Origin of the sequence: Amycolatopsis albispora (genome assembly GCF_003312875.1) — a bacterium.
Classification (GTDB): domain Bacteria; phylum Actinomycetota; class Actinomycetes; order Mycobacteriales; family Pseudonocardiaceae; genus Amycolatopsis; species Amycolatopsis albispora.
Genome location: NZ_CP015163.1, coordinates 4,726,704 through 4,746,890 on the forward strand (window position 1 = coordinate 4,726,704; position 20,187 = coordinate 4,746,890).

General features: G+C 70.4%; 18 protein-coding genes. 6 read left to right on the top strand and 12 right to left on the bottom strand.

Annotated features, from left to right (window positions below):
* Nucleotides 1-99: 99 nt before the first annotated feature.
* Entirely contained in the window at nucleotides 100-1,230 is a 1,131-nt protein-coding gene (locus A4R43_RS22245) for a YlbL family protein (RefSeq protein WP_236808187.1), read from the bottom strand.
* A 135-nt stretch (nucleotides 1,231-1,365) separates the two neighbouring features.
* Here A4R43_RS22245 and A4R43_RS22250 point away from each other — a divergent pair, with 135 nt between their 5' ends.
* Nucleotides 1,366-2,709: a zinc-dependent metalloprotease gene (locus A4R43_RS22250; RefSeq protein WP_113694108.1), complete on the top strand. Its 1,344-nt coding sequence runs from the start codon at nucleotides 1,366-1,368 to the stop codon at nucleotides 2,707-2,709.
* Between the two features lie 615 nt (nucleotides 2,710-3,324).
* Here A4R43_RS22250 and A4R43_RS22255 read toward each other — a convergent pair.
* Nucleotides 3,325-3,840 (bottom strand): M48 metallopeptidase family protein, encoded by a 516-nt coding sequence (locus tag A4R43_RS22255; RefSeq protein WP_113697795.1) that lies wholly within the window; start codon nucleotides 3,838-3,840, stop codon nucleotides 3,325-3,327.
* 204 nt (nucleotides 3,841-4,044) lie between these two features.
* Between A4R43_RS22255 and A4R43_RS22260 the strand changes: the two genes are divergently transcribed.
* The 3 genes from A4R43_RS22260 (at nucleotide 4,045) to A4R43_RS22270 (ending at nucleotide 7,945) form a co-directional block, all read left to right on the top strand.
* Complete coding sequence (locus A4R43_RS22260) at nucleotides 4,045-5,085, top strand: TOMM precursor leader peptide-binding protein (RefSeq protein WP_113694109.1); 1,041 nt, start codon at nucleotides 4,045-4,047, stop codon at nucleotides 5,083-5,085.
* Nucleotides 5,086-5,173: 88 nt separating this feature from the next.
* Complete coding sequence (locus A4R43_RS22265; RefSeq protein WP_113694110.1) at nucleotides 5,174-6,511, top strand: ABC1 kinase family protein; 1,338 nt, start codon at nucleotides 5,174-5,176, stop codon at nucleotides 6,509-6,511.
* Between the two features lie 486 nt (nucleotides 6,512-6,997).
* Nucleotides 6,998-7,945: a hypothetical protein gene (locus A4R43_RS22270; RefSeq protein ID WP_113694111.1), complete on the top strand. Its 948-nt coding sequence runs from the start codon at nucleotides 6,998-7,000 to the stop codon at nucleotides 7,943-7,945.
* On the opposite strand, the gene A4R43_RS22275 is transcribed toward A4R43_RS22270, so the two are convergent.
* The 6 genes from A4R43_RS22275 to A4R43_RS22300 all read right to left on the bottom strand — a co-directional run bounded on the left by A4R43_RS22275 (nucleotide 7,946) and on the right by A4R43_RS22300 (nucleotide 12,462).
* Entirely contained in the window at nucleotides 7,946-8,125 is a 180-nt protein-coding gene (locus tag A4R43_RS22275; RefSeq protein ID WP_113694112.1) for a hypothetical protein, read from the bottom strand.
* A complete protein-coding gene (locus A4R43_RS22280) occupies nucleotides 8,122-9,015 on the bottom strand; it encodes a class I SAM-dependent methyltransferase (RefSeq protein ID WP_113694113.1) in 894 nt (297 codons plus the stop codon). The genes A4R43_RS22275 and A4R43_RS22280 overlap by 4 nt, the downstream gene beginning before the upstream one ends.
* A gap of 89 nt (nucleotides 9,016-9,104) precedes the next feature.
* Nucleotides 9,105-9,371: a hypothetical protein gene (locus tag A4R43_RS22285; RefSeq protein WP_113694114.1), complete on the bottom strand. Its 267-nt coding sequence runs from the start codon at nucleotides 9,369-9,371 to the stop codon at nucleotides 9,105-9,107.
* Nucleotides 9,368-9,742 (bottom strand): WhiB family transcriptional regulator, encoded by a 375-nt coding sequence (locus A4R43_RS22290; protein ID WP_113694115.1) that lies wholly within the window; start codon nucleotides 9,740-9,742, stop codon nucleotides 9,368-9,370. The genes A4R43_RS22285 and A4R43_RS22290 overlap by 4 nt, the downstream gene beginning before the upstream one ends.
* Before the next feature lie 115 nt (nucleotides 9,743-9,857).
* The gene (locus A4R43_RS22295; RefSeq protein WP_113694116.1) at nucleotides 9,858-10,160 is read right to left on the bottom strand and encodes a hypothetical protein; all 303 of its coding nucleotides are present in this window, start codon (nucleotides 10,158-10,160) and stop codon (nucleotides 9,858-9,860) included.
* A 208-nt stretch (nucleotides 10,161-10,368) separates the two neighbouring features.
* The gene (locus A4R43_RS22300) at nucleotides 10,369-12,462 is read right to left on the bottom strand and encodes an ATP-dependent DNA helicase UvrD2 (protein WP_113694117.1); all 2,094 of its coding nucleotides are present in this window, start codon (nucleotides 12,460-12,462) and stop codon (nucleotides 10,369-10,371) included.
* A 51-nt stretch (nucleotides 12,463-12,513) separates the two neighbouring features.
* Here A4R43_RS22300 and A4R43_RS22305 point away from each other — a divergent pair, with 51 nt between their 5' ends.
* Nucleotides 12,514-13,242 (top strand): DUF4191 domain-containing protein, encoded by a 729-nt coding sequence (locus tag A4R43_RS22305; RefSeq protein WP_113694118.1) that lies wholly within the window; start codon nucleotides 12,514-12,516, stop codon nucleotides 13,240-13,242.
* 68 nt (nucleotides 13,243-13,310) lie between these two features.
* Here the strand turns inward: A4R43_RS22305 and A4R43_RS22310 are convergent, their stop codons facing one another.
* The gene (locus A4R43_RS22310; RefSeq protein ID WP_113694119.1) at nucleotides 13,311-13,793 is read right to left on the bottom strand and encodes an RDD family protein; all 483 of its coding nucleotides are present in this window, start codon (nucleotides 13,791-13,793) and stop codon (nucleotides 13,311-13,313) included.
* 243 nt (nucleotides 13,794-14,036) lie between these two features.
* Here A4R43_RS22310 and glnA point away from each other — a divergent pair, with 243 nt between their 5' ends.
* Nucleotides 14,037-15,461: a type I glutamate--ammonia ligase gene (gene glnA / locus A4R43_RS22315; protein WP_113694120.1), complete on the top strand. Its 1,425-nt coding sequence runs from the start codon at nucleotides 14,037-14,039 to the stop codon at nucleotides 15,459-15,461.
* 63 nt (nucleotides 15,462-15,524) lie between these two features.
* On the opposite strand, the gene A4R43_RS22320 is transcribed toward glnA, so the two are convergent.
* Genes A4R43_RS22320 through A4R43_RS22330 form a run of 3 tightly spaced genes read right to left on the bottom strand, consistent with a single transcriptional unit; the run spans nucleotide 15,525 to nucleotide 20,120 of the window.
* Entirely contained in the window at nucleotides 15,525-15,962 is a 438-nt protein-coding gene (locus A4R43_RS22320; RefSeq protein ID WP_205215066.1) for an acyl-CoA thioesterase, read from the bottom strand.
* 26 nt (nucleotides 15,963-15,988) lie between these two features.
* Nucleotides 15,989-18,949, bottom strand: a complete 2,961-nt coding sequence (locus A4R43_RS22325; RefSeq protein ID WP_113694121.1) for a bifunctional [glutamine synthetase] adenylyltransferase/[glutamine synthetase]-adenylyl-L-tyrosine phosphorylase — start codon at nucleotides 18,947-18,949, stop codon at nucleotides 15,989-15,991.
* 40 nt (nucleotides 18,950-18,989) lie between these two features.
* Complete coding sequence (locus tag A4R43_RS22330) at nucleotides 18,990-20,120, bottom strand: inorganic phosphate transporter (RefSeq protein WP_113694122.1); 1,131 nt, start codon at nucleotides 20,118-20,120, stop codon at nucleotides 18,990-18,992.
* Between the last annotated feature and the right edge of the window lie 67 nt (nucleotides 20,121-20,187).

A 20,187-nucleotide genomic window follows, 5' to 3' on the forward strand; every position in this document is an offset into this window, starting at 1 on the left:
GCCGAGCGGAGTCGCTCAGCCGGAGCGCCACCGGCGGGGCCTCTCCGCCGAGCCGCCGCCGGACGAGGCCTCGCAGCGGGACGGCACGGGTGCGGTCGCTCAGCAGGACGGTGCCGGGCGGTTCGCCTTGAGGTCCTCCAGCGCGGCCAGCGCGCCGTCCAGGTTGGACACCTTCACCAGCTTCAGCCCCTCCGGCGCGGCCGCGGCCGCCTCGGCGCAGTTCTGCGCGGGCACCAGGAAGGTGGTCGCCCCGGCCTCACGGGCCGCGACCACCTTGAAGCTGATCCCGCCGATCGGGTTGACCTCGCCACGCTCGGTGATCTCACCGGTGCCAGCCACGTGCTCGCCGGCCACCAGTTCACCGTCGGTGAGCTGGTCGACAATGGCCAGCGCGAACATCAGCCCGGCCGACGGCCCGCCGACCTCCTGCAGCGTGATCGACACGTCGTAGGGCACGTCGGCGCGCTCGATCGGCGCCAGGCCGATGAAGCCCTCGGTGCGCGCGGGGTCCGGGTTCTGCGCCAGCGTCAGCGATTCGGTGCGGGCGGGCTGGCCCTCGTGCTGGAAGGTGATCTGGATGGTCTCGCCGGGCCGGGTGCCCGCGAGCGCCTCCCGGACCTTCTCCTCGCTGGTGATGTCGGTGTTGTTGACCTTCAGCAGCCGATCACCCGCGGCGAGCACGTGGTCGGCCGGGCTGCCCGCCACCACTTCCTTCGCCAGCACCTTCACCGGCTCGCCGAGCTTGCGCAGCGCGGCCACCTCGGCGTTGCTCTGCGAGTCCTGGAACTGGCGGACGTTCTGCTGCTTGACCTCTTCGTCCGACTCCCCCGGCTTGAAGTACTCCTCACGCGGCGCGAGCGCGTACCGGCCGCTCACCCAGTAGCCGAGCGACTCGAACAGCGAGACCTCGTCGGTCAGCGAAACCGTGGTCATCCGCAGTTCGCCGCTGGTGGGAAAGGTCTGGCGGCCCTTGATCTCGATCACCGGCACGCCGTCGACCTGGCCGAGGGTGTCGTAGGTCGGCCCCGGGCCCAGCGCCACGTACGGCACCCGCACGAACAGCCCGCACACGACGAACACCAGCACCAGCACACTGCTCAGCACCAGCGTCCAGCCGCGCCGGGTCAGGCCGTGCCCGGCCTCGTCTGCTTCCGCCGCGGGCCACACGTACGGGTCGGGGACACCCGGACGGGTCTTCTGGGCCGTGGTTTCGTCGCGCGACTCACTCACGAGGAGACAGCGTACGGTGACCATCGGCGGTCACCCGGCCCAGGCGCGCGTTTCGGGTCACGGAACCGCCTCAGCCGTGCGAGAACGACGCACGGTGACGAGGTGCTGCGCGGGTGACCCGCGTACGGTGGACGTATGAGCAAACCCCCGTTCGGCTTCGGACCTCCCGATCCCGAAAAGCGTCGAGACAACGACCCGTCCGATCCAGGCGGTCAGTTCGGCCAGGGCGCCGACGCGTTCAACCAGCTGGGGCAGATGCTCTCCCAGCTGGGGCAGATGCTCAGCCAGGCCGGCAGTTCGACGGGCCCGGTGAACTACGACCTCGCCAAGCAGATCGCGCTCCAGCAGCTGGGTTCCAGCGGTGAGGTGACGATCGGCTTCGCCGCGCAGGGCGACTCCGGGACAGCCGTTCGCGACGCCGCCCACCTGGCCGAGCTCTGGCTGGACGCGGCGACCATCCTGCCCGCCGGCGCCACCACCACGGTGGCCTGGACCGGCCGTGACTGGGTGGAGAAGACCCTGCCCACCTGGCAGCGCCTGTGCGACCCGGTGGCCAAGCGCGTCTCCGGTGCCTGGGTCGAGGCCATGCCGGAAGAGGCCAAGCAAGCGGCGGGCCCGCTCCTGTCGATGATGGGCCAGATGGGCGGCATGGCCTTCGGCTCGCAGATCGGCAGCGCGCTCGGCCAGCTCGCCTCCGAGGTGCTCACCTCGACGGAGGTCGGGCTGCCCCTCGGCCCGGACAACACCTCCGCCCTGCTCCCGGCGAACATCGAGAAGTTCACCGAGGGCCTGGAGCGGCCCGGCAGCGAGGTGCTGGTTTTCCTCGCCGCCCGTGAGGCCGCGCACCAGCGGCTCTTCGCCCACGTGCCGTGGCTGCGGCAGCGCCTGCTCGCCACCGTCGAGGAGTTCGCCAGCGGTATCACCGTGGACACCTCGGCACTGGAGCAGCTGGCCGGCCGGATCGACCCGTCGAACCCGTCGAGCATCGAGGAGGCCATGTCCTCCGGGCTGCTCGAGCCCCAGACCACGCCGGAGCAGAAGGCGGCGCTCAACCGCCTCGAAACCCTGCTCGCCCTGGTCGAAGGCTGGGTCGACGTGGTGGTCGCCGAGGCCGTCGGCGACCGTCTGCCGGGCGCGGACGCGCTGCGCGAGACGCTGCGCCGCCGCCGCGCGACCGGTGGTCCCGCCGAGCAGACTTTCGCCACGCTGGTCGGGCTCGAGCTGCGCCCGCGCCGCATGCGGGCCGCCTCCGCGTTGTGGAAGCTGGTCGGGGACACCCACGGCATCGAACAGCGGGACAACCTCTGGTCGCACCCGGACCTGATGCCCACCACGGACGACCTGGACGACCCGATGGCTTTCTCCGAACGCCTAGGCGAAACCGAGTCCGACCCGATCGCCGAGGTCGAACGAGCCCAGCGCGCCGCGGACGAAAAGCGCGAGCAGGACAAGCCAGACACCCCCGGCGACGAGAGCTGAGCCTTCCCGCCCAGCCCTCACCCGCCCACGACGTGCCCGCGCACGGCTAGCCCACCCCGGGGTCTCGCCCACCCACGGCCCGCCCGTCCACGGCTAGCCGGGCGGCGCGGCCTGCCCACGCACGGCCTGCCCGCGACTCGCCCGCCCTTCGGCTCGCCTACCCGCGCGCACGGCTTGCCCGCCCACGGCCAGCCCACAGCGCACTGCTTGCCCGCAGCTCACCCGCCCCGAGGCTGGTCAAGCCACCGGCCTGCCCGCCACGGCCAGCCCGCCCGCGCACGGCTTGCCCACGGCTCGCCCACGGCTCGCCCATCCACGGCTGCCCGCGCACGGCCAGCCGCCAGCGCACAACTCGCCCGTGGCTAGGCCCGCCCCGAGACTGGCCTAGCCACGGCTGGCCCGGCCACGCACGGCTTGTCTGCGGCCCGCCTGCCCGCGGCCTGCCCGCCGATCACGCCCGCCGACGGCGCCCACCGCGGCCTGCCTGACCGAGCCCGTCCACGGCTCGCCTGCCCGCGGCCTGCCGTCCACGGCTCGCCTGCCGACGGCTCGCCCGCCTGCCGTCTGCCCGACCACGGCTCACTTGCCCGCCTAAGGGCCTGGCCGCGCGCCCGCTCAGTCCTCCGCCGCGATGCCCAGCCCCGCGGCGGCGGACAGGCCTTCCAGGTAGCCGATCGCCCGCTCGGTCTTGGGGTACCGCCGCACCAGCGCCCAGAACTCGGCGTTGTGCGCGGCGACCTTGAGGTGTGCAAGCTCGTGCACCAGCACGTAGTCGAGCACCCACGGCGGCACGTCCCGCAGGCGTTCACTGACCCGGATGCTGGCGTCCGCCGGCGTGCAGGACGCCCACCTGGTCCGCATCGGCGGCACCCAGCGCACCACCGCCGGATTCGCCTCCCCGTCCAGGTAGCGGGCGGACAGTTCGGCGCATCTGGCCAGCAGTGCGGCGTCGGACTCCCTGGCAGGCGATGCTCTCCGCAGCTCGGTCCGCTGCAGTTTGCGCTGCATCTCCGCCACCCAGTGCGCCTCTTCGGCCCTGGTCATCAGCGCGGGGATCAGGACGACGAGCGTCTCACCCTCGCGGTAGGCGGTGACGGTCCGCCGTCGCCGCTTGCTCCTGCGTACTTCGATCTTCGGTTGTGCGAGTTTGCTGTGTTCCCGGCTCCTCGGCGAGGGCACCCGTGCGTCGGCCACATGACAAAGGTACGGCCAGAGACCGACAACTCCGATGGCTTGCGGGTCACATCGCCCGAGTTGTCCACAAGTAGTTGAGCCTGTGGACAACTCGGCTCGTTCTTAGTGGACTCTTAGCGCACCCGGCGCACGCTCAGTCACATGATCAATCCACCCACCCACGAGCTGACCCTGCCCCCGCGGCCCCGCGTGCTGCCCGGCCTGTCCGTGCTCGACCGCGGTCGAGGCGAGGTTCAGATCGGCCTGGACCCCAGGCACGGGGTCGTCGCCACCGATCTCAGCCCGGCGCTGATCGAGGTGCTGCGCTCGATGGACGGCACCCACACCACCACCGAACTGTTCAACCTCGCGGGCAGCGACGAGGTCGAGCAGCTACGCCTGCTGCTGACCAAGCTCACCCGCCTCGGCCTGATCGAGGACGCCGGCCCGGCGGGCCCGCTGAACGCCTCGGCGGAGACAGCGCTCTGGTCCCTTCGCACGAAGCGAAGCACCAGCGAGCTGGCTCGGGAGCGAGCGCAGTGCGCGGTGTCCATCCGCGGCGGTGGACGGCTCGCGGTGGCGACGGCGACCCTGCTTGCCCAGGCGGGTGTCGGCCACATCGAGGTGCGCACCCGCGGTCATGTCACCGACCGCGACCTCGGTACGGGCTACACCGAGGCCGATCTCGGTGCGGAGCGCCGCCACGCGGTCGTCGCGGCGATCCGCCGGGTGAGCCACGCGGTCAAGACGACCAGGCTGACCGACCGCCGCCTGCCGGAGCTGGTGCTGATCACCGATGCCGTAGTACCCGCGCCGGACATGGTCAGCGAGCTGCACGCGGACGGCCTTCCCCACCTGGTCGTGCGCGTGCGTGAGGGCCTCGGCCTGGTCGGCCCGCTGGTGTATCCGGGCCGGAGCAGCTGCTTGCGTTGCGCCGACCTGTACCGATCCGGCGCCGATTCGAGCTGGCCGACGGTCGCCGGGCAGCTGGCGGGCCGCGAGCAGGAGGCCGACGCGGCCAACGTCTACGCCGTCGCCGGGCTTGCCACCCGGCAGGCGCTGCGCGTGCTGCACCCGAACCAGGAACCCCCGCCGACCTGGAACGGAGTGCTCGAACTGGACACCTACACCGGCAAGCTGCGCCGACGCCACTGGTCGCCGCACCCGGACTGCGGTTGTGGTGCGGTCGAACCCGGATGCTGAGCGCTGTCGCGTACGACGTGCGGCGTAGCACACACTGACTCCGCTCAACGGCTGCGCGCCTCGAGATCGACAAGGCACAATCGGCTAGGTGACCGACTCCCGCGACCATGCCGAAGACGCCGCAATGCCAAGGCGAGCTGCCGCTCGCACGGCCAAGCTCGCCTCCCTGCCGCTCGGCATCGCCGGGCGCGCGGTCGGCGGCTGGGGCCGTCGGCTGACCGGCCAGAGCGCGGACGAGGTCAACGCGACGCTCTCGGCGAAGGCCGCCGAGCAGCTCTTCGAAGTGCTCGGCACGCTCAAGGGCGGCGCGATGAAGTTCGGCCAGGCGCTGAGCGTGTTCGAGGCGGCCGTGCCCGACGAGATGGCCGCGCCGTACCGCGAGGCGCTGACCAAGCTGCAGTCGGCTGCACCCCCGATGCCGGCCCGGCAGACCCACCGGGTGCTCGCCGAACAGCTGGGGCGGTCGTGGCGCGAGCGGTTCGCCGAGTTCAGCGACGAGCCCGCCGCCTCGGCGAGCATCGGCCAGGTGCACCGCGCGGTCTGGCACGACGGCCGCGAGGTCGCCGTGAAGGTCCAGTACCCGGGCGCCGACGAGGCACTGCGCAGCGACCTGCGTCAGTTGCAGCGCCTGAGCCGGTTGTTCCAGGCGTTCGTTCCCGGCACCGACGTGAAGCCGCTGCTCGCCGAGCTGGCCGAGCGGATGGACGAGGAACTCGACTACCGCTCCGAAGCCGAGAACCAGCGCGGCTTCGCCAAGGCCTTCGACGGCGACGACCAGGTCCTCGTGCCGAAGGTGGTGGCCAGTGCTCCCAAGGTGGTGGTCACCGAGTGGATCACCGGCACGCCGCTGTCCCGGATCATCGCCGAAGGCACCACCGAGCAGCGCAACGAAGCGGGCAGGCTGCTCGCCGAATTCCACTACTCCTCACCGGTCCGGGCCCATCTCCTGCACTCCGATCCGCATCCGGGCAACTTCATGCTGATGGCCGACGGCAGGCTCGGCGTGATCGACTTCGGCGCCGTCGCCCGCCTGCCGCACGGGGCGCCGCCCATGCTGGGCGTGATCATGCGCCTGGCCCTGGACGGCGAATCGGTCAAACTGCTCGAAGCCCTGCGCCAAGAGGGCTTCGTCCGAGCCGGCACCACACTGGACCCGGACGACGTGCACGCCTACCTCGCCCCGTTCGTGGCACCGCTGACCACCGAACGCTTCCACTTCACCCGGCGCTGGGCCCAGAAGCAGGCCGGCCGCCTCGGCGACACGCGCGGCCAGGACTTCCGCACCGGCCGCTCGCTGAACCTGCCGCCGAACTGGCTGCTGATCCACCGCGTCACCGCCGGCGCCGTCGGCATCCTCTGCCAGCTGGACGCCGAAATCGCCCTCCGTTCCATCGTCGAACACTGGCAGCCCGGCTTCGCCGACTGACCCCATCCCGCGTCCAGCCACAACCAGCGCCCTGCACCCCAAAGCAGGGCGGCACCCGCTCCCACAACCAACTACCGGGTCCATCCGCCGCTCATTCCGCGGCCCGGGCGCGGCCGCCCATTTCAATTGCCTGGGCCCATTCGCAACTCGGCATGGCCTCGTCCAGGTCCTTTGCGTCTGCCTGCGCTCTCACCACATCGTCTGAGTGCGTTCGCGGCCCGAGCCCGCCGCGCGCGTTCAACTCGTTCGAGGTCAGCCGCGCCCACCGGCGTCTTCCCTGCGACCGATCATCCTCCGGCGCTCGAGCGCGCCGGCAATTCAAGGTCTACCTCACCGCGACCAACGCACGCCAGCCGTCGCCGCGGCGGCTGCTCAGTTATCCACAGTTTCCGGCCGAACTGGCAGAAGTCACCACTCGCGCGCCAAGTTGTCCACATTTCCCCGCGGCCATGGCCCCGCCCTCCACCCCGGGCCACGCTCAAAGCCATGACCCGCCTCAACAACCTCGCACTGGCCGAGCTCCGCACCATCGCCAGGGACAACATCCTGACCGTCGACGAGCTGCGCACGGCCGGGCTGTCGTCGTCCGCCATCAGCAATCGCTGCCGTCCCGGCGGTCCCTGGCGGCGGCTGTTCACCAGCACCGTCCTGCTCAGCAACACCGAGCCCACGCGCTCACAGCTGCTTCGCGCCGCGGTCGCGCACCTGGGTCCCGGCACGATCATCACCGGTATCGACTCGTTGAACGCACACGGCGTCGGGCTGCCACCGCCGTCGCCCATCCACCTGCTCGTCCCCGCTCATCGAAGAGCGGTGCACGCCGGCCTGATCATCGAACGAAGCTCGAAACTGCCCGAACCGGTCTGGTTCAACGGCCTGCCCTACGCCCCGCCCGCCAGGGCGGCGGTGGACGCCGCCCGCCGCGAACCGGACGAAGACCGGCATCGCGACGTGCTGTCCAGGACCGTCTACTTCGGACTGTGCGGGCTCGACGAGCTGACCGCCGAGACGTTCAGCGGCGGCCAGCGCGGGGTGGCGGGGGTGCGCACGATGCTGCGCCACCTCAACGGCACGGCCTGCACGCAGGGCAACGGCCAGGCCAAGCTACTGCTCCGCTACGTTCCGCTGCCACCTCCGCAGTGGAACGTCACGGTCTGCGACACGGCTGGGCACGGCATCGGCCAGGTCGACGCCTGGTGGGACGACATCGCGCTGGGCTGGCAGGTGGGCGTGCCGCCGAACGAGCGCCGCGGACACCTGGGCTACCTCGCGATGACCGCCGCGGGCGTGGTGCTCGTTCGCACCGCGCACGAGAAACTGTCGGACATACCGTCGGTCGCCCGTCAGCTGGTCAGCGCGTTCGCCGCGGCGGCAGCGCGCCGACGGCCACCGGTCCGCGCGGTGACCAGGCTGCGCCCTCGGGTGGCCTCGTGATCACCAGTACTCGTCGGGCAGCTTGCCCTCGATGTCGCGGACATGGGTCCGGGCGCACTCGGGGCACAGCCACCGCCGGACACCCCGCTCAACCTGCGTGGACCAGGTCAGCGCCTGCGCCGGGTCGTCACCCTGCCGCGTCCCGCAGCGGGAGCAGACCACCGGCTCCTCGGCACTCATCCCGCGCGCCCGTGGTGCACGGTTCGGGTGTCGAGCACAAAGAGGTCGTCTCGCGCGCCCACGTAGTCGGGGCCGTTGAGGTCGAGCAGACGGGCGATGGCGTCCCGGTCCGACTCGTCGAGGTCGTCCCCGGCGATCTCGGCCATGAACCTGATGCGCTCGACCACATACGCGGCGACGTCGGAATTCGGGGCGACCGGCTGGTCCACCAGGTAGCTGAACCTGCCAACGTCGGTGAGCCCGGCCTTGGCCAGCGCGGTTCCCCAGCCGTAGGGCATGCGGACGACGCCGTCCATTCCGGCACGCAACGCAGCGAACCACTTGGCGCGGACGGCGTGCAGCCGATGCTCGAGCCCTGGCTCACCGACTCCCAGGTCCCACGGCAGGTTCTGCGGTTCGAGCCCGCCTTCGCTGACCGCGAGCAGCCCGCCGGGGCGGACGGCCGAAGCGATCCGCGCCAATGCTGCCTGCTGGTCCGGGAGGTGGTGCACCACGAATGAAGCCCAGACGAGATCCGCGCGGAACTCGGCGAAGTCGACCTCGGCGGCGTCACCGAGCATGGTCTGGACGGTGACGGCGTCACCACCGTGCTCCTTGGCTGCGGCTTCGGCCAAAGCCAGCAGTTCCGGGACGGCATCGACCAGCACCACGGTGCCGCCACCGCGGGAACGCAGCTCGGCGGCGAAGGCCGCGCTCATGCCACCGGCGCCGGGACCGATGTCGATCACGGTCGGCTCGGCGGGCAGGTTCGCGGTGAGCCGCTTCGCGACCTCGGCATAGGCCTCGGCGGCGAGGTGGTCGGCCACCTTCAGCCGATCGGCCCGCGCCGCCCAGTCCATCTCGTCGTGCGTGTGGCCGTGCCCGTGGCCGTGCTGGTGTCCGGAAGCCATGTTCCTCATCTAACACGCAAAGGCGGGTGGGGAAACGGCCCCCGAGCCGCTTCCCCACCCACCGGTGGTCACGCGTTACACCCGCCGGGTCACCGGGTGGACCGGCGTGCCTGCTTGGCCGCCCAGCGGCCGATGCGCCCGTTCCGGCGCGATGGACGGGCGTGGCGCCACGTCCGGTCACCGCGAGCGGTGACGTGCAGGTCCCGTATTCGGGCTCTGGCCAGCTCTTCGTAAAGCAACATTTCAGTGATCTCCTTGATCATGGTCGGCGCGGGGTTCGGTCGGCCGAACTCCGTGTCGTTGTGGTTGTGGTCGTGCCGACCGGTGTGGTCGGTCAGCGGGCCGGTGTCGGTCATGCCGCCTCGATCCCCTGGCGCAGCGGCTTCTTGGCAGCCGGGGCCGGAGCCTCGACGGGGTTCTTCCGCGGGCGGCCACGGGGCCGCTTGCGCGCGACGACGGCGCCGCGCTCGAAGATTTCGCCACCCCAGACGCCCCACGGCTCCCGCCGGGCCAGCGCACCGGCCAGGCAGGCCGCGCGGACCGGGCAGTCCACGCAGAGCACCTTGGCGCGCTCGAGCTCGGCCGGGGCCTCCGCGAACCAGAGGTCCGCGTCGCCGGAGCGGCATGGCAGGTCCCGCTCGGGCGAGGCAACGGCATCCAGCAGGTCACCGACTCCGTACTCGTCGGTCAGCGCCTCCTCAGGCCGGAAGGCGATCGCCGAAGACATTCCCGTTCTCCTTGTGTAGTAAGGGTTTCTTGTTGTTTTTGACGTAAAAAACACGAAGGCCGCGGATCCGATGTACGGTTCCGCGGCCTTCGTGAGCCTGCTCCTGACGGGACTGTCAGGGACCTCGCTCTATGAGGGGAGGCGGAACGTGCAGCTGGATCGGCTTGGCAACCTGGGCATCAACGGCCGGCCGGACATAGGTCGGCAGCAGCATCGGGAGAACGTTCCCGACACCGGTCTCAGCGGTGGTGAACTCGGCGCTGCGGCGCCCACGGAAAACGCGTTCCGTGGTGGCGGCGATCGAGCGGTGCTGAGCGACCAAGGACACACCGGTGCCCCGGCGCGCACGCGCATCCCGGCCGGCGGCGGCGCAGGACACAGTGGTGCCCGGGTTACCGTTCAGAAAGAAAATCTTCACGCCAGACACCTCCCATCCCCATCGCGGCGCTCGAGCCGAGCTCGGCAAGCCGGTTTCTTCCGGGCGCTTCACCCGGGTACTTGCAGGTTATGGGCCACGGGGTGGCCGGGGCAACTTATTTTCCGGAAATTTCCCCGAACCAGCGAAAAAGGCCGCTGAACAGGGCATATGTCCGGAAAGTCAGGGGTGACCGAGCGCGCCGGTGCGGCTACGAGCCGACAGCCTCGCGCACCACCGCGAGAATCTCCGCGCCGAACCGTTCGAGCTTGGTCTGGCCGATGCCGGAGATCGACACGAGCGAACTCTCGTCGACCGGGCACTGCTCGGCGATCGCGATCAGCGTGGCATCGGTGAACACCACAAAAGCAGGAACCTTCAGTTCGCGCGACCGATTTCCGCGCCAGTACTTCAGCCGCTCCAGCACCTGTTCGTCCACCGTGGACGGACAGCGGTCGCATCGGCCCAGCTTGATCGCCATGGTGCCGGTCAGCGGGCCCTCGCAAACCCGGCAGGCCTGCCGCTGGCCGTTCGAGCGGACCTGCGCGCCGCGCGCAACGCGGGCGGCCGGGTGGTTCTCGGGCAGCAGGCCGTAGAGAAAGCGGCTGCGGCGCCGGGTCCGCCTGCCACCTCCGCTGCGGTACAGCGACCAGGTCAGCGAGAGGTGCTCACGCGCGCGGGTGACCCCGACGTAGAAGAGGCGGCGTTCTTCCTCGATCGCGTTCTCGTCACCGTCGGCGTGCTGGATCGGCAGCGTGCCCTCGGCGAGGCCGACCAGGAACACCGCGTCCCATTCGAGGCCCTTCGCCGCGTGCAGTGACGCCAGGGTGACGCCTTCGACGGTCGGCGGGTGCTGGGCAGCCGCGCGCTGCTCCAACTCCGCGACAAACCGGGCGAGGTCGGCGTCCTCCACCGTCGCCGCCAGTTCCTCGGCCAGCTCGACCAGGGCGAGCAGCGCGTCCCAGCGTTCCTTGGCGGCGCCACCACCCGCGGGCGGCTGTTCGGTCAGGCCGATCGGGGCCAGCACCGCGCGCACCGCGTCGACGAACTCGCCGCGCTGCCCGGCCGCGGCCGCGCTCCGCAGCGCGATCACCGCCTGGCGGATCTCCTGACGCTGGAAGAACCGTTCACCACCGCGGACCAGGTACGGGATGTCCAGCTCGGACAACGCCTGCTCGTAGGCCTCCGACTGGGCGTTCACCCGGTAGAGGATGGCAATCTCGCTGGCGGGCACGCCGAGTTCGAGCAGGTCGTGGATGCGGGCGGCAACGGAGGCAGCCTCGGTTGTCTCGTCCTCGTACTCGGCGAACCGCGGCTCGGGCCCGTCCGGCCGCTGGCCGATCAGGCGCAGCCGCGAGCCGGCCGGTCGGTTGCGGGCGGCACCGATCACCTTGTTCGCCAGCGCCACCACCTGCGGGGTGGACCGGTAGTCGCGTTCGAGCCGCACCACGGTGGCGTCCGGGAAGCGCCGGGTGAACTCCAGCAGCGGCCGCGGGGACGCGCCGCCGAAGGAGTAGATGGTCTGGTTCGCGTCACCGACGACCGTCAGATCGTCACGACCGCCGAGCCAGGCGTCGAGCAGGCGCTGCTGCAACGGCGTCACGTCCTGGTACTCGTCGACCACGAAGCAGCGGTAGCGGTCGCGGAACTCCTCCGACACCGCACTGTGCTCTTCGAGCGCGGCGACGGTGTGCAGCAGCAGGTCGTCGAAGTCGAGCAGGCGCGCGTTGTTCTTGAGCTCCTCGTAACCGCGGTAGACCTGCGCGATCCGCTCGGCGGGCTCGGGCGTGTCGCGGCGCAGGCGGGCGACCACGGCCGGGTAGTCGTCGGCGATCACGAGCGAGGCCTTCGCCCACTCGATCTCGCTGGCCAGGTCACGCAGCACCTCGACCTCGGTGCCCAATCCCGCCCGGTTGGCGGCCTGGCCGATCAGCCGGAGCTTGTTGTTCTCGATCAGATCCCACTGCGGCCCGCCGACCACCCTCGGCCAGAAGTACCGGAGCTGACGCAGCGCGGCGGCGTGGAAGGTGCGGGCCTGCGCGCCCTCGACCCCGAGCCCGCGAAGCCGCGCCCGCAGCTCACCGGCGGCGCGGTTGGTGAAGGTGACAGCGAGTACCTGCCCGGCCGCTACGTGACCGGATCGCACCAGGTGAGCGATACGGTGCGTGATCGTGCGGGTCTTGCCCGTACCGGCACCCGCGAGCACGCAAACGGGGCCGCGTGGGGCTCCGGCGGCGGCACGCTGTTCGGGGTCGAGCCCGTCGAGCAGGCCGGGCTTTGCTTCGGAGACGGATGCGCTACCCACTCCCGCATCCTCGCAGACGCTCCCCGACGGCCCGCCCGTATCCTGGTGGTTATGGCCGGAAAGCTGGACAAGGAAGCCGCCAAGCAGGCGAAGAAGGAAAAGCGCGCGGCGAGCAAGGCTCGGCGCGGGCAGATCTTCGAGGCGTTCAAGATGCAGCGCCGCGAGGACAAGGCGCTCATCCCGTGGATGGTCGGCGCGATCCTGGTCGTCACCGGCGTGGTCTTCGGCATCGGCTTCCTGCTCGACCTGCAGTGGGTCCTGCTGCCCATCGGCATCATGCTGGGCGTGCTCGCCGCGGTCATCATCTTCGGCAGGCGCGTGCAGAAGACCGTCTACTCGAAGGCCGACGGCCAGCCGGGTGCGGCCGCCTGGGCGCTGGACAACCTCCGCGGCCGGTGGCGGGTCACCCAGACGGTGGCCGCGACCACCCAGCTCGACGCCGTGCACCGGGTGCTCGGCGGCCCCGGCGTGGTGCTCGTCGCCGAAGGTGCGCCGCACCGGGTGAAGGGCCTGCTCGCCCAGGAGAAGAAGCGCATCTCGCGGCTGGTCGGCGAGACGCCGATCTACGACATCACCATTGGCCACGAAGAGAACCAGATCCCGCTGCGCAAGCTGCAGAACTACCTGATGAAGCTGCCGCGGAACCTCAAGCCCGCCCAGGTCGACGCGCTCGAGGCCAAGCTGGCCGCGCTCGGCAACCGCGGTGCCGCCCTGCCCAAGGGCCCGATGCCGCAGGGCGCCAAGATGCGCAACGTCCAGCGCACCATCCGGCGGCGCTGACCCCGGCCTTCACGCAGGCAAAAGGGGAGCCTCCACGGCGGGGGCTCCCCTTTTGCGTGCGGAAGACTTCAGCGGAGGCGGAGCACCGCGGTGCCGGTCGCGCGGTCCAGCAGGCTGCGGCCGTCCACGTTGCGCACCGCGGCGGGCACGATGACGAAGGTCAGCGCCCCGCGGACCACCGCGCGCCACAGCCCGACCATCGGCGCGCCGTCCAGCCGCGCCACCCGGATCCCGACCACGCCCATGCCCGGGGTGAACCCGAAGAACGAGACCGGGACCATGGTGATCACCGCCCAGACCACCACGCTCCACAGGTTGTACGACTCCATCACGTCGGGCTGGTCGAACCGCGGCTGGATGAACAACGAGGTGAGCAGCGACGCGAGCGCGAGATCGATCAGCAGGCCGAGCAGGCGGCGGCCGCCGGCCGCGATCGAACCGGGGCCGCTCTCCGGCAGGCCCAGCCGTTCACCGCGCCACCGCTGGTCGTGCCCGTCCCCGCCGCTCGCTTCGCGGGCCCCGGGCAGCCACTCTCCGGTCCATCTCGCCACCCGTCCAGGGTATGCGGGTGGCGCGCACCACGTCCGCCCTGGTCGACTATCCGATATCGCCCCACCCGTTAACACCGGCGAAACATACGGGTGACGGTCGGGCAACACCGCGCTTTTAGCGTGAACCGAAGAGAGTAACGCGCGGCAAGCACGGGTGCTCGCGCAATCACGCTCTGAACGCGATGCGGCGACAAAGCGACAAGCACGGCCGCCGGCAACGAGAACATGAAGGAGTTACCGAGGGTGTCCACTACTCCAGACGATATCCAGCGCCTCATCGCCGACGAGGATGTGCAGTTCGTCGACGTCAGGTTCTGCGACCTGCCCGGCGTGATGCAGCACTTCACCGTGCCGGCCAAGGCATTCGACAGTGACGCCTTCGAAGAGGGCCTGGCGTTCGACGGCTCGTCGGTGCGCGGGTTCCAGTCGATCCACGAGTCCGACATGCTGCTGCTGCCGGACGCCGAGACCGCGCGGATCGACCCGTTCCGCAAGCAGAAGACGCTGTCGCTCAACTTCTTCGTGCACGACCCGTTCACCCGCGAGCCGTACAGCCGCGACCCCCGCAACATCGCGCGCAAGGCCGAGCAGTACATCGCCGAGTCCGGCGTGGCCGACACCGTCTTCTTCGGGCCGGAAGCCGAGTTCTACATCTTCGACTCGATCCGCTTCGACTCCGCGGAGAACGGCTCGTTCCACGAGATCGACTCGGTCGAGGGCTGGTGGAACACCGGCGCCGACGAAGAGGGCGGCAACCGCGGTTACAAGACCAAGTTCAAGGGCGGCTACTTCCCCGTCCCGCCGGTCGACCACTTCGCCGACCTCCGCGACGAGATCGTGCAGAAGCTCACCGGTTCCGGCTTCGAGATCGAGCGCGCGCACCACGAGGTGGGCACCGCCGGTCAGGCCGAGATCAACTACAAGTTCAACACGCTGCTGCACGCCGCGGACGACCTGCAGCTGTTCAAGTACATCGTGAAGAACACGGTGTGGGAGGCCGGCAAGACCGCCACCTTCATGCCGAAGCCGCTCTTCGGTGACAACGGTTCGGGCATGCACTGCCACCAGTCGCTGTGGAAGGACGGCGCGCCGCTGTTCCACGACGAGTCCGGCTACGCCGGCCTGTCGGACACCGCGCGTCACTACATCGGCGGCCTGCTCACGCACGCCCCGAGCCTGCTGGCCTTCACCAACCCGACGGTGAACTCCTACCACCGCCTGGTGCCCGGCTTCGAGGCGCCGGTCAGCCTGGTGTACTCGCAGCGCAACCGCTCCGCCTGCGTCCGCATCCCGATCACCGGCAACAACCCGAAGGCCAAGCGCGCCGAGTTCCGCTGCCCGGACTCCTCGGGCAACCCGTACCTGGCCTTCGCCGCGATGATGATGGCCGGTCTCGACGGCATCAAGAACAAGATCGAGCCGCCGGACCCCATCGACAAGGACCTCTACGAGCTGCCGCCCGAGGAGGCCAAGGACGTCAAGCTGGTCCCCGGCGACCTGGGCACCGTGCTCGACACGCTCGAGGCCGACCACGACTACCTGCTCGAAGGTGGCGTGTTCACCCCGGACGTGATCGAGACCTGGATCGCCTTCAAGCGCGAGCACGAGATCGACCCGCTGCGCCTGCGCCCGCACCCGTACGAGTTCTCGCTCTACTACGACGTGTAAGCCAGGCCGGTCACCGGTCCGCACCGGCGGTGGGAGTGGTCACCACTCCTGCCGCCGGTGTTTTCATTTTCCGGCGCCGAGCAGCACGTCCACGTTGATCCCGGCCTGTTCCATCCGGCCGCGCGGGTCGTCGACCAGCTTGCGGCGGTCGAGGTCCATCAGGCCGAGCGTGCAGGTGATCTCGGCGGCGAGCGTGCCGTCGACCTTGTAGATGTTCGAGTCCATGTGGAAGGTCTTGCCGCTGCCGAACTTGACCTCGCAGGTCACGTCGACGGAGTCGCCGGCCCGCAGTTCACGCCGGAAGATGATGTGCGATTCGAGCAGGACCGCCGCGAGCTTGGCCTCGCGCATGCCTTCGCCGAGCACCCCGGCCTTCTCCATCAGCTCGAGCCGGGCGACCTCGCCGTACGAGTGGTAGACGGCGTGGTTGAGGTGGCCAAGGGTGTCCAGCTCGTAGTGCCGCACCTTGATCCGTACTTGGAAGCGCTCGTGCTCGGTCACGCCCACACTCTAGACACGACCCCCCGTCACGGGTCGTAGAAGAGGCGTTCGACCACGGCGTGCGCACGGCGGGTGGTGCGGCGGTAGTGGTCGACGAACTCGCCGGGGTCGTCGTCCGCCGAATAACCGAACACCATGGCGACCGCGGCCAGCTCGCGGCCGCTGCCCGGGATCTGGTCGACGGCTTTCCCGCGCACCAGCATGCCCGCGTTCCGCACCCGCGTGGCCAGCAACCACGCCTCGACCAGTTCTTCGATGTCCCCTTCCGAGGCCAGTTCGGCGTGCGCCATCGCACGCAGAGCTTCGACGGTCGAAGTCGTGCGCAGGCCGGCGAACTCGTGCGCGTACCGCAGCTGGGCGAGCTGGGCGGTCCACTCGACGTCGGCGAGGCCGCCGCGCCCGAGCTTGGTGTGCGTGGTCTTGTCGGCGCCCTTCGGCATCCGCTCGGTGTCGACACGGGCCTTGATCCGCCGCACTTCCCGCACCCGCGCGGCGTCCAGGCCGTCCTCCGGGTACCGGATCGGGTCGATCGCCGCGATGAACCGCTCGCCCAGCTCGGCGTCACCCGCGACGAACCGCGCCCGCAGCAGCGCCTGCGCCTCCCACACCTCGGCCCACCGCGCGTAGTACGCCCGGTACGACTCGAGCGTTCTGACCAGCGGGCCGTTGCGCCCCTCCGGCCGGAGGTTCGCGTCGACCTCGAGAGCCGGGTCGGAACTCGGGGCGCCGAGCACCTTGCGAACGGTCTCGGCGACCGAGGACGCGAACTTCACCGCCTCGGCGTCGGACGCGCCTTCGACCGGCTCGCACACAAAAAGCACGTCGGCGTCCGAGCCGTAGCCCAGTTCCGAACCGCCGAGCCTGCCCATGCCGATGACCGCGATCACCGCCGGCTCCGCGCCCAGCTCGGCGACCCGCTTCCGCGTCGCCGCCGCGAGCGTGCTCTGCAACACCGCCGCCCACACACTCGACAACGCTTCGCACACGTCGAGCACGTCCATCAGCCCGAGCAGGTCGGCACTGGCGACGCGCAACAGTTCGTGCCGACGCAGCGAACGCGCCGTGGTGACGGCGGCATTGAGGCCGGGCTGACGCCGGACGGCCGCACGCAACGAGGTCGCGACCTCGCGCGGTGAACGCCCAGCCAGTCGATCCGGCGCGCCGAGCAGTTGGAGCACTTCGGGCGCGCGGACCAGCAGGTCCGGCACGAGTTTCGAGGTGCCGAGCAGGAACGCCAGCCGCTCGACCACCGCGCCCTCGTCACGAAGAACCCGCAGGTACCACGGCGTTTCGGCGAGCGCCTCGGACACCTTCCGGTAGGCGAGTAGCCCGCCGTCCGGGTCCGGCGTGTCGGCGAGGAGGTCGAGCAGCACCGGCAGCAGCGTCTGCTGGATCGACGCCCGGCGCGACATGCCCGAGGTCAGCGCCTTGATGTGCTGCAGCGCGCCGTCCGGTGCGGCGTAACCGAGCGCGTTGAGCCTGCTGGCCGCTTCCTTGGTGGTCAGCCGCAGCGCGCCGGTCGGCACCCTGGCCACGGACTCCAGCAGCGGGCGGTAGAAGAGTTTTTCGTGCAGCCGCCGGATGCGCTGGCCGTGCCGCTTGAACTCGGCGACCAGTGCCTCGGCTTCCGAACGACCACGCGACGGGCGAATGCCGCTCGCGCGAGCGAGCCAGCGCAGTTCCGTGGTCTCCGAGGTGTCGGGGAACAGATGCGTACGCAGCAACCGCCGGAGTTGCAGCCGGTGCTCGATGGTGCGCAGGAACTCGTACGAGCCCTCCAACTCGGCGGCGTCCGCGCGGCCGACGTAACCGCTTTCGCCCAGGGCCGCCAATGCCTCCATAGTGGACGACGAGCGCAGGTCCGGATCGACCCGGCCGTGCACGAGTTGCAGCAGCTGGACCGCGAACTCCACGTCACGTAGCCCGCCGCGTCCCAGCTTCAGCTCGCGTTCGGCCAATTCGGACGGTACGTGCCCCTCGACCCGGCGGCGCATGCGCTGCACGTCGGCGACGAAGTTCTCCCGTTCCGCGGCGGCCCAGACCATCGGGGCGACCAGTTCGCAGTACTGGCGGCCGAGTTCGGCGTCACCGGCCACCGCCCTGGCCTTGAGCAGCGCCTGGAATTCCCAGGTCCGCGCCCATTTTTTGTAGTAGCCGTCGTGCCCTTCGAGCGTGCGGACCAGTGCCCCCGCCTTGCCCTCCGGGCGCAGCGCGGCGTCCACTTCGAAGCAGGCCTTCCCGACGATCCCCATCATCTTGCTGGCGATCCGGGTGGCGACCTGGATGTCGCCGTCACCGACAAAAACCACGTCGACGTCGCTGACGTAGTTGAGTTCCCGCCCACCGCACTTGCCCATCGCGATCACCGCGAGCTTGGCCCGCTCGGGTCCGTTCGTTTCGGACTCGGCGACCACGAGCCCCGCGCGGAGGGCCGCCTCGGCGAGCGCGGTCAGCCGGTGGGTGATCTCGGTGTAGGTCGGGGTGTCGAGTTCCGGATCGACGAGGTGCCCGAGGTCGGCCGCGGCGATCTCCAGCAGCAGACCACGATAGCCCGCGCGGAGGGCCTGCTCGGCCTCGTTGCCGGTCAGTCCGTCGACCGCCGACACCAGTTCCTCGGTGTATTTCTCCTCGACGGTGACCTTGCGACTGGTCAGCCGTCGCCACTGTCCGGGCGCACCGACCAGGAAGTCCGCCAGTGCGCTGGAGGTGCCGAGCACCGCGAGCAACCGCCCGCGGAGAAAGGAGTTCTCACGCAGGGCGCCGCCGAGTTCGGGCCAGCTCGCCTCGTCGACTTCGCGGAGCCGGTCGAGACCGTGCACGGCGAGGTCCGCGTCCGGCGCGCGCGACAACGCGTGGAGCACGTTTTCGGCGCTATCGGCCGGGCCCGTTTCGGACCACAGGCCGACCGCGCGCAACTGCTCCTCGGCGCGGTCGTCGGTGAAACCGAAGCGCGCGACGGACGCTTTCGATCGGGATCGGTCTGCCATCGCCCCCAACCGTAGCCCCTCGACCGGGGCCGCAGCCCGCTCAGGCTGGCAGGCGGTCGACCTCGCGGTCGGCGGGCGTCGGTTCGGGCACGTGGAAGTTGTGCGCGGTGATCGGCTTGCGCCGGGACAGCAGGTAGATGCCGACGCCGATCAGCACCCCGGCGACGCCGACCCCGATCGTGCCCGCGGTGCCGAGCGAGGAGATCTTGCCCGCGATCGCCCCGACGATCCCGGCCGCGGGCAGCGTCAGCATCCACGCCAGCACCATGCGGCCGGCGAGCCGCCAGCGCACCGGCGCGCCACGCCTGCCGACGCCCGAGCCCAGCACACCGCCGGAGCAGACGTGCGTGGTCGACAGCGGGAAGCCGAAGTGCGACGAGGTGAGGATGACCGCGGCCGAACTGGTCTGCGCGGCGAAGCCCTGCGGCGGTTCGATGTCGGTCAGGCCCTTGCCCAGAGTGTAGGTGATCCGCCAGCCCCCGAGGTAGGTCCCGAGCGCGAGCGCCAGCGCGGCGCTGACGATCACCCAGAACGGCGGCGCCGAGCCGGGGGCGAGGCTGCCCGCGCTGACCAGGGCCAGCGTGATGATGCCCATCGTCTTCTGCGCGTCGTTCGTGCCGTGCGCCAGCGAGACCGCGGAAGCCGAGAAGATCTGCCCGATGCGGAACCCCGAGCCGCCCGATCTCCCTCGCAGGAAGCGGTAAACCACGTAGGTCGCCAGCGCCGCGACCAATCCGGCGATCACCGGCGACGCCACCGCGGGCAGCACAACCCGCTCGAGTATCCGTCCGAATCGGACACCGTCGGAGCCGACGGACACCCAGGTCGCCCCGATCAGCCCGCCGAACAACGCGTGCGACGAACTCGACGGCAACCCGGCGAACCAGGTGACCAGGTTCCAGACGATCGCGCCGATCAAGCCGCCGAAGATGATCTCCGGCCCGATTCTGGTCTCGTCGACCAGCCCGGAGGAAATCGTCTTGGCGACTTCGACGGACAGGAACGCACCGGCGAGGTTCAGCACGGCGGACAGCGCGACGGCGGTTTTGGGCCGGAGCGCACCGGTGGCGATGGTGGTCGCCATGGCGTTCGCCGTGTCGTGGAACCCGTTGGTGAAATCGAAGACCAACGCCGTGGTGACCACGACGATGATGAGCAGCGTGGGGTCCACCCCGACCTCCGACCACGGTTACGACTTAACCTGCGCAACGTACCTGACGTTGGACGCCTGCCGTTAA

Coding starts and splice junctions, on each gene's coding strand:
- A4R43_RS22250 (WP_113694108.1), top strand. CDS start 1,366: ATGAGCAAACCCCCGTTCGGCTTCGGACCTCCCGATCCCGAAAAGCGT.
- A4R43_RS22260 (WP_113694109.1), top strand. CDS start 4,045: ATGATCAATCCACCCACCCACGAGCTGACCCTGCCCCCGCGGCCCCGC.
- A4R43_RS22270 (WP_113694111.1), top strand. CDS start 6,998: ATGACCCGCCTCAACAACCTCGCACTGGCCGAGCTCCGCACCATCGCC.
- A4R43_RS22275 (WP_113694112.1), bottom strand. CDS start 8,125: ATGAGTGCCGAGGAGCCGGTGGTCTGCTCCCGCTGCGGGACGCGGCAG.
- A4R43_RS22280 (WP_113694113.1), bottom strand. CDS start 9,015: ATGGCTTCCGGACACCAGCACGGCCACGGGCACGGCCACACGCACGAC.
- A4R43_RS22285 (WP_113694114.1), bottom strand. CDS start 9,371: ATGACCGACACCGGCCCGCTGACCGACCACACCGGTCGGCACGACCAC.
- A4R43_RS22290 (WP_113694115.1), bottom strand. CDS start 9,742: ATGTCTTCGGCGATCGCCTTCCGGCCTGAGGAGGCGCTGACCGACGAG.
- A4R43_RS22305 (WP_113694118.1), top strand. CDS start 12,514: ATGGCCGGAAAGCTGGACAAGGAAGCCGCCAAGCAGGCGAAGAAGGAA.
- A4R43_RS22325 (WP_113694121.1), bottom strand. CDS start 18,949: ATGGCAGACCGATCCCGATCGAAAGCGTCCGTCGCGCGCTTCGGTTTC.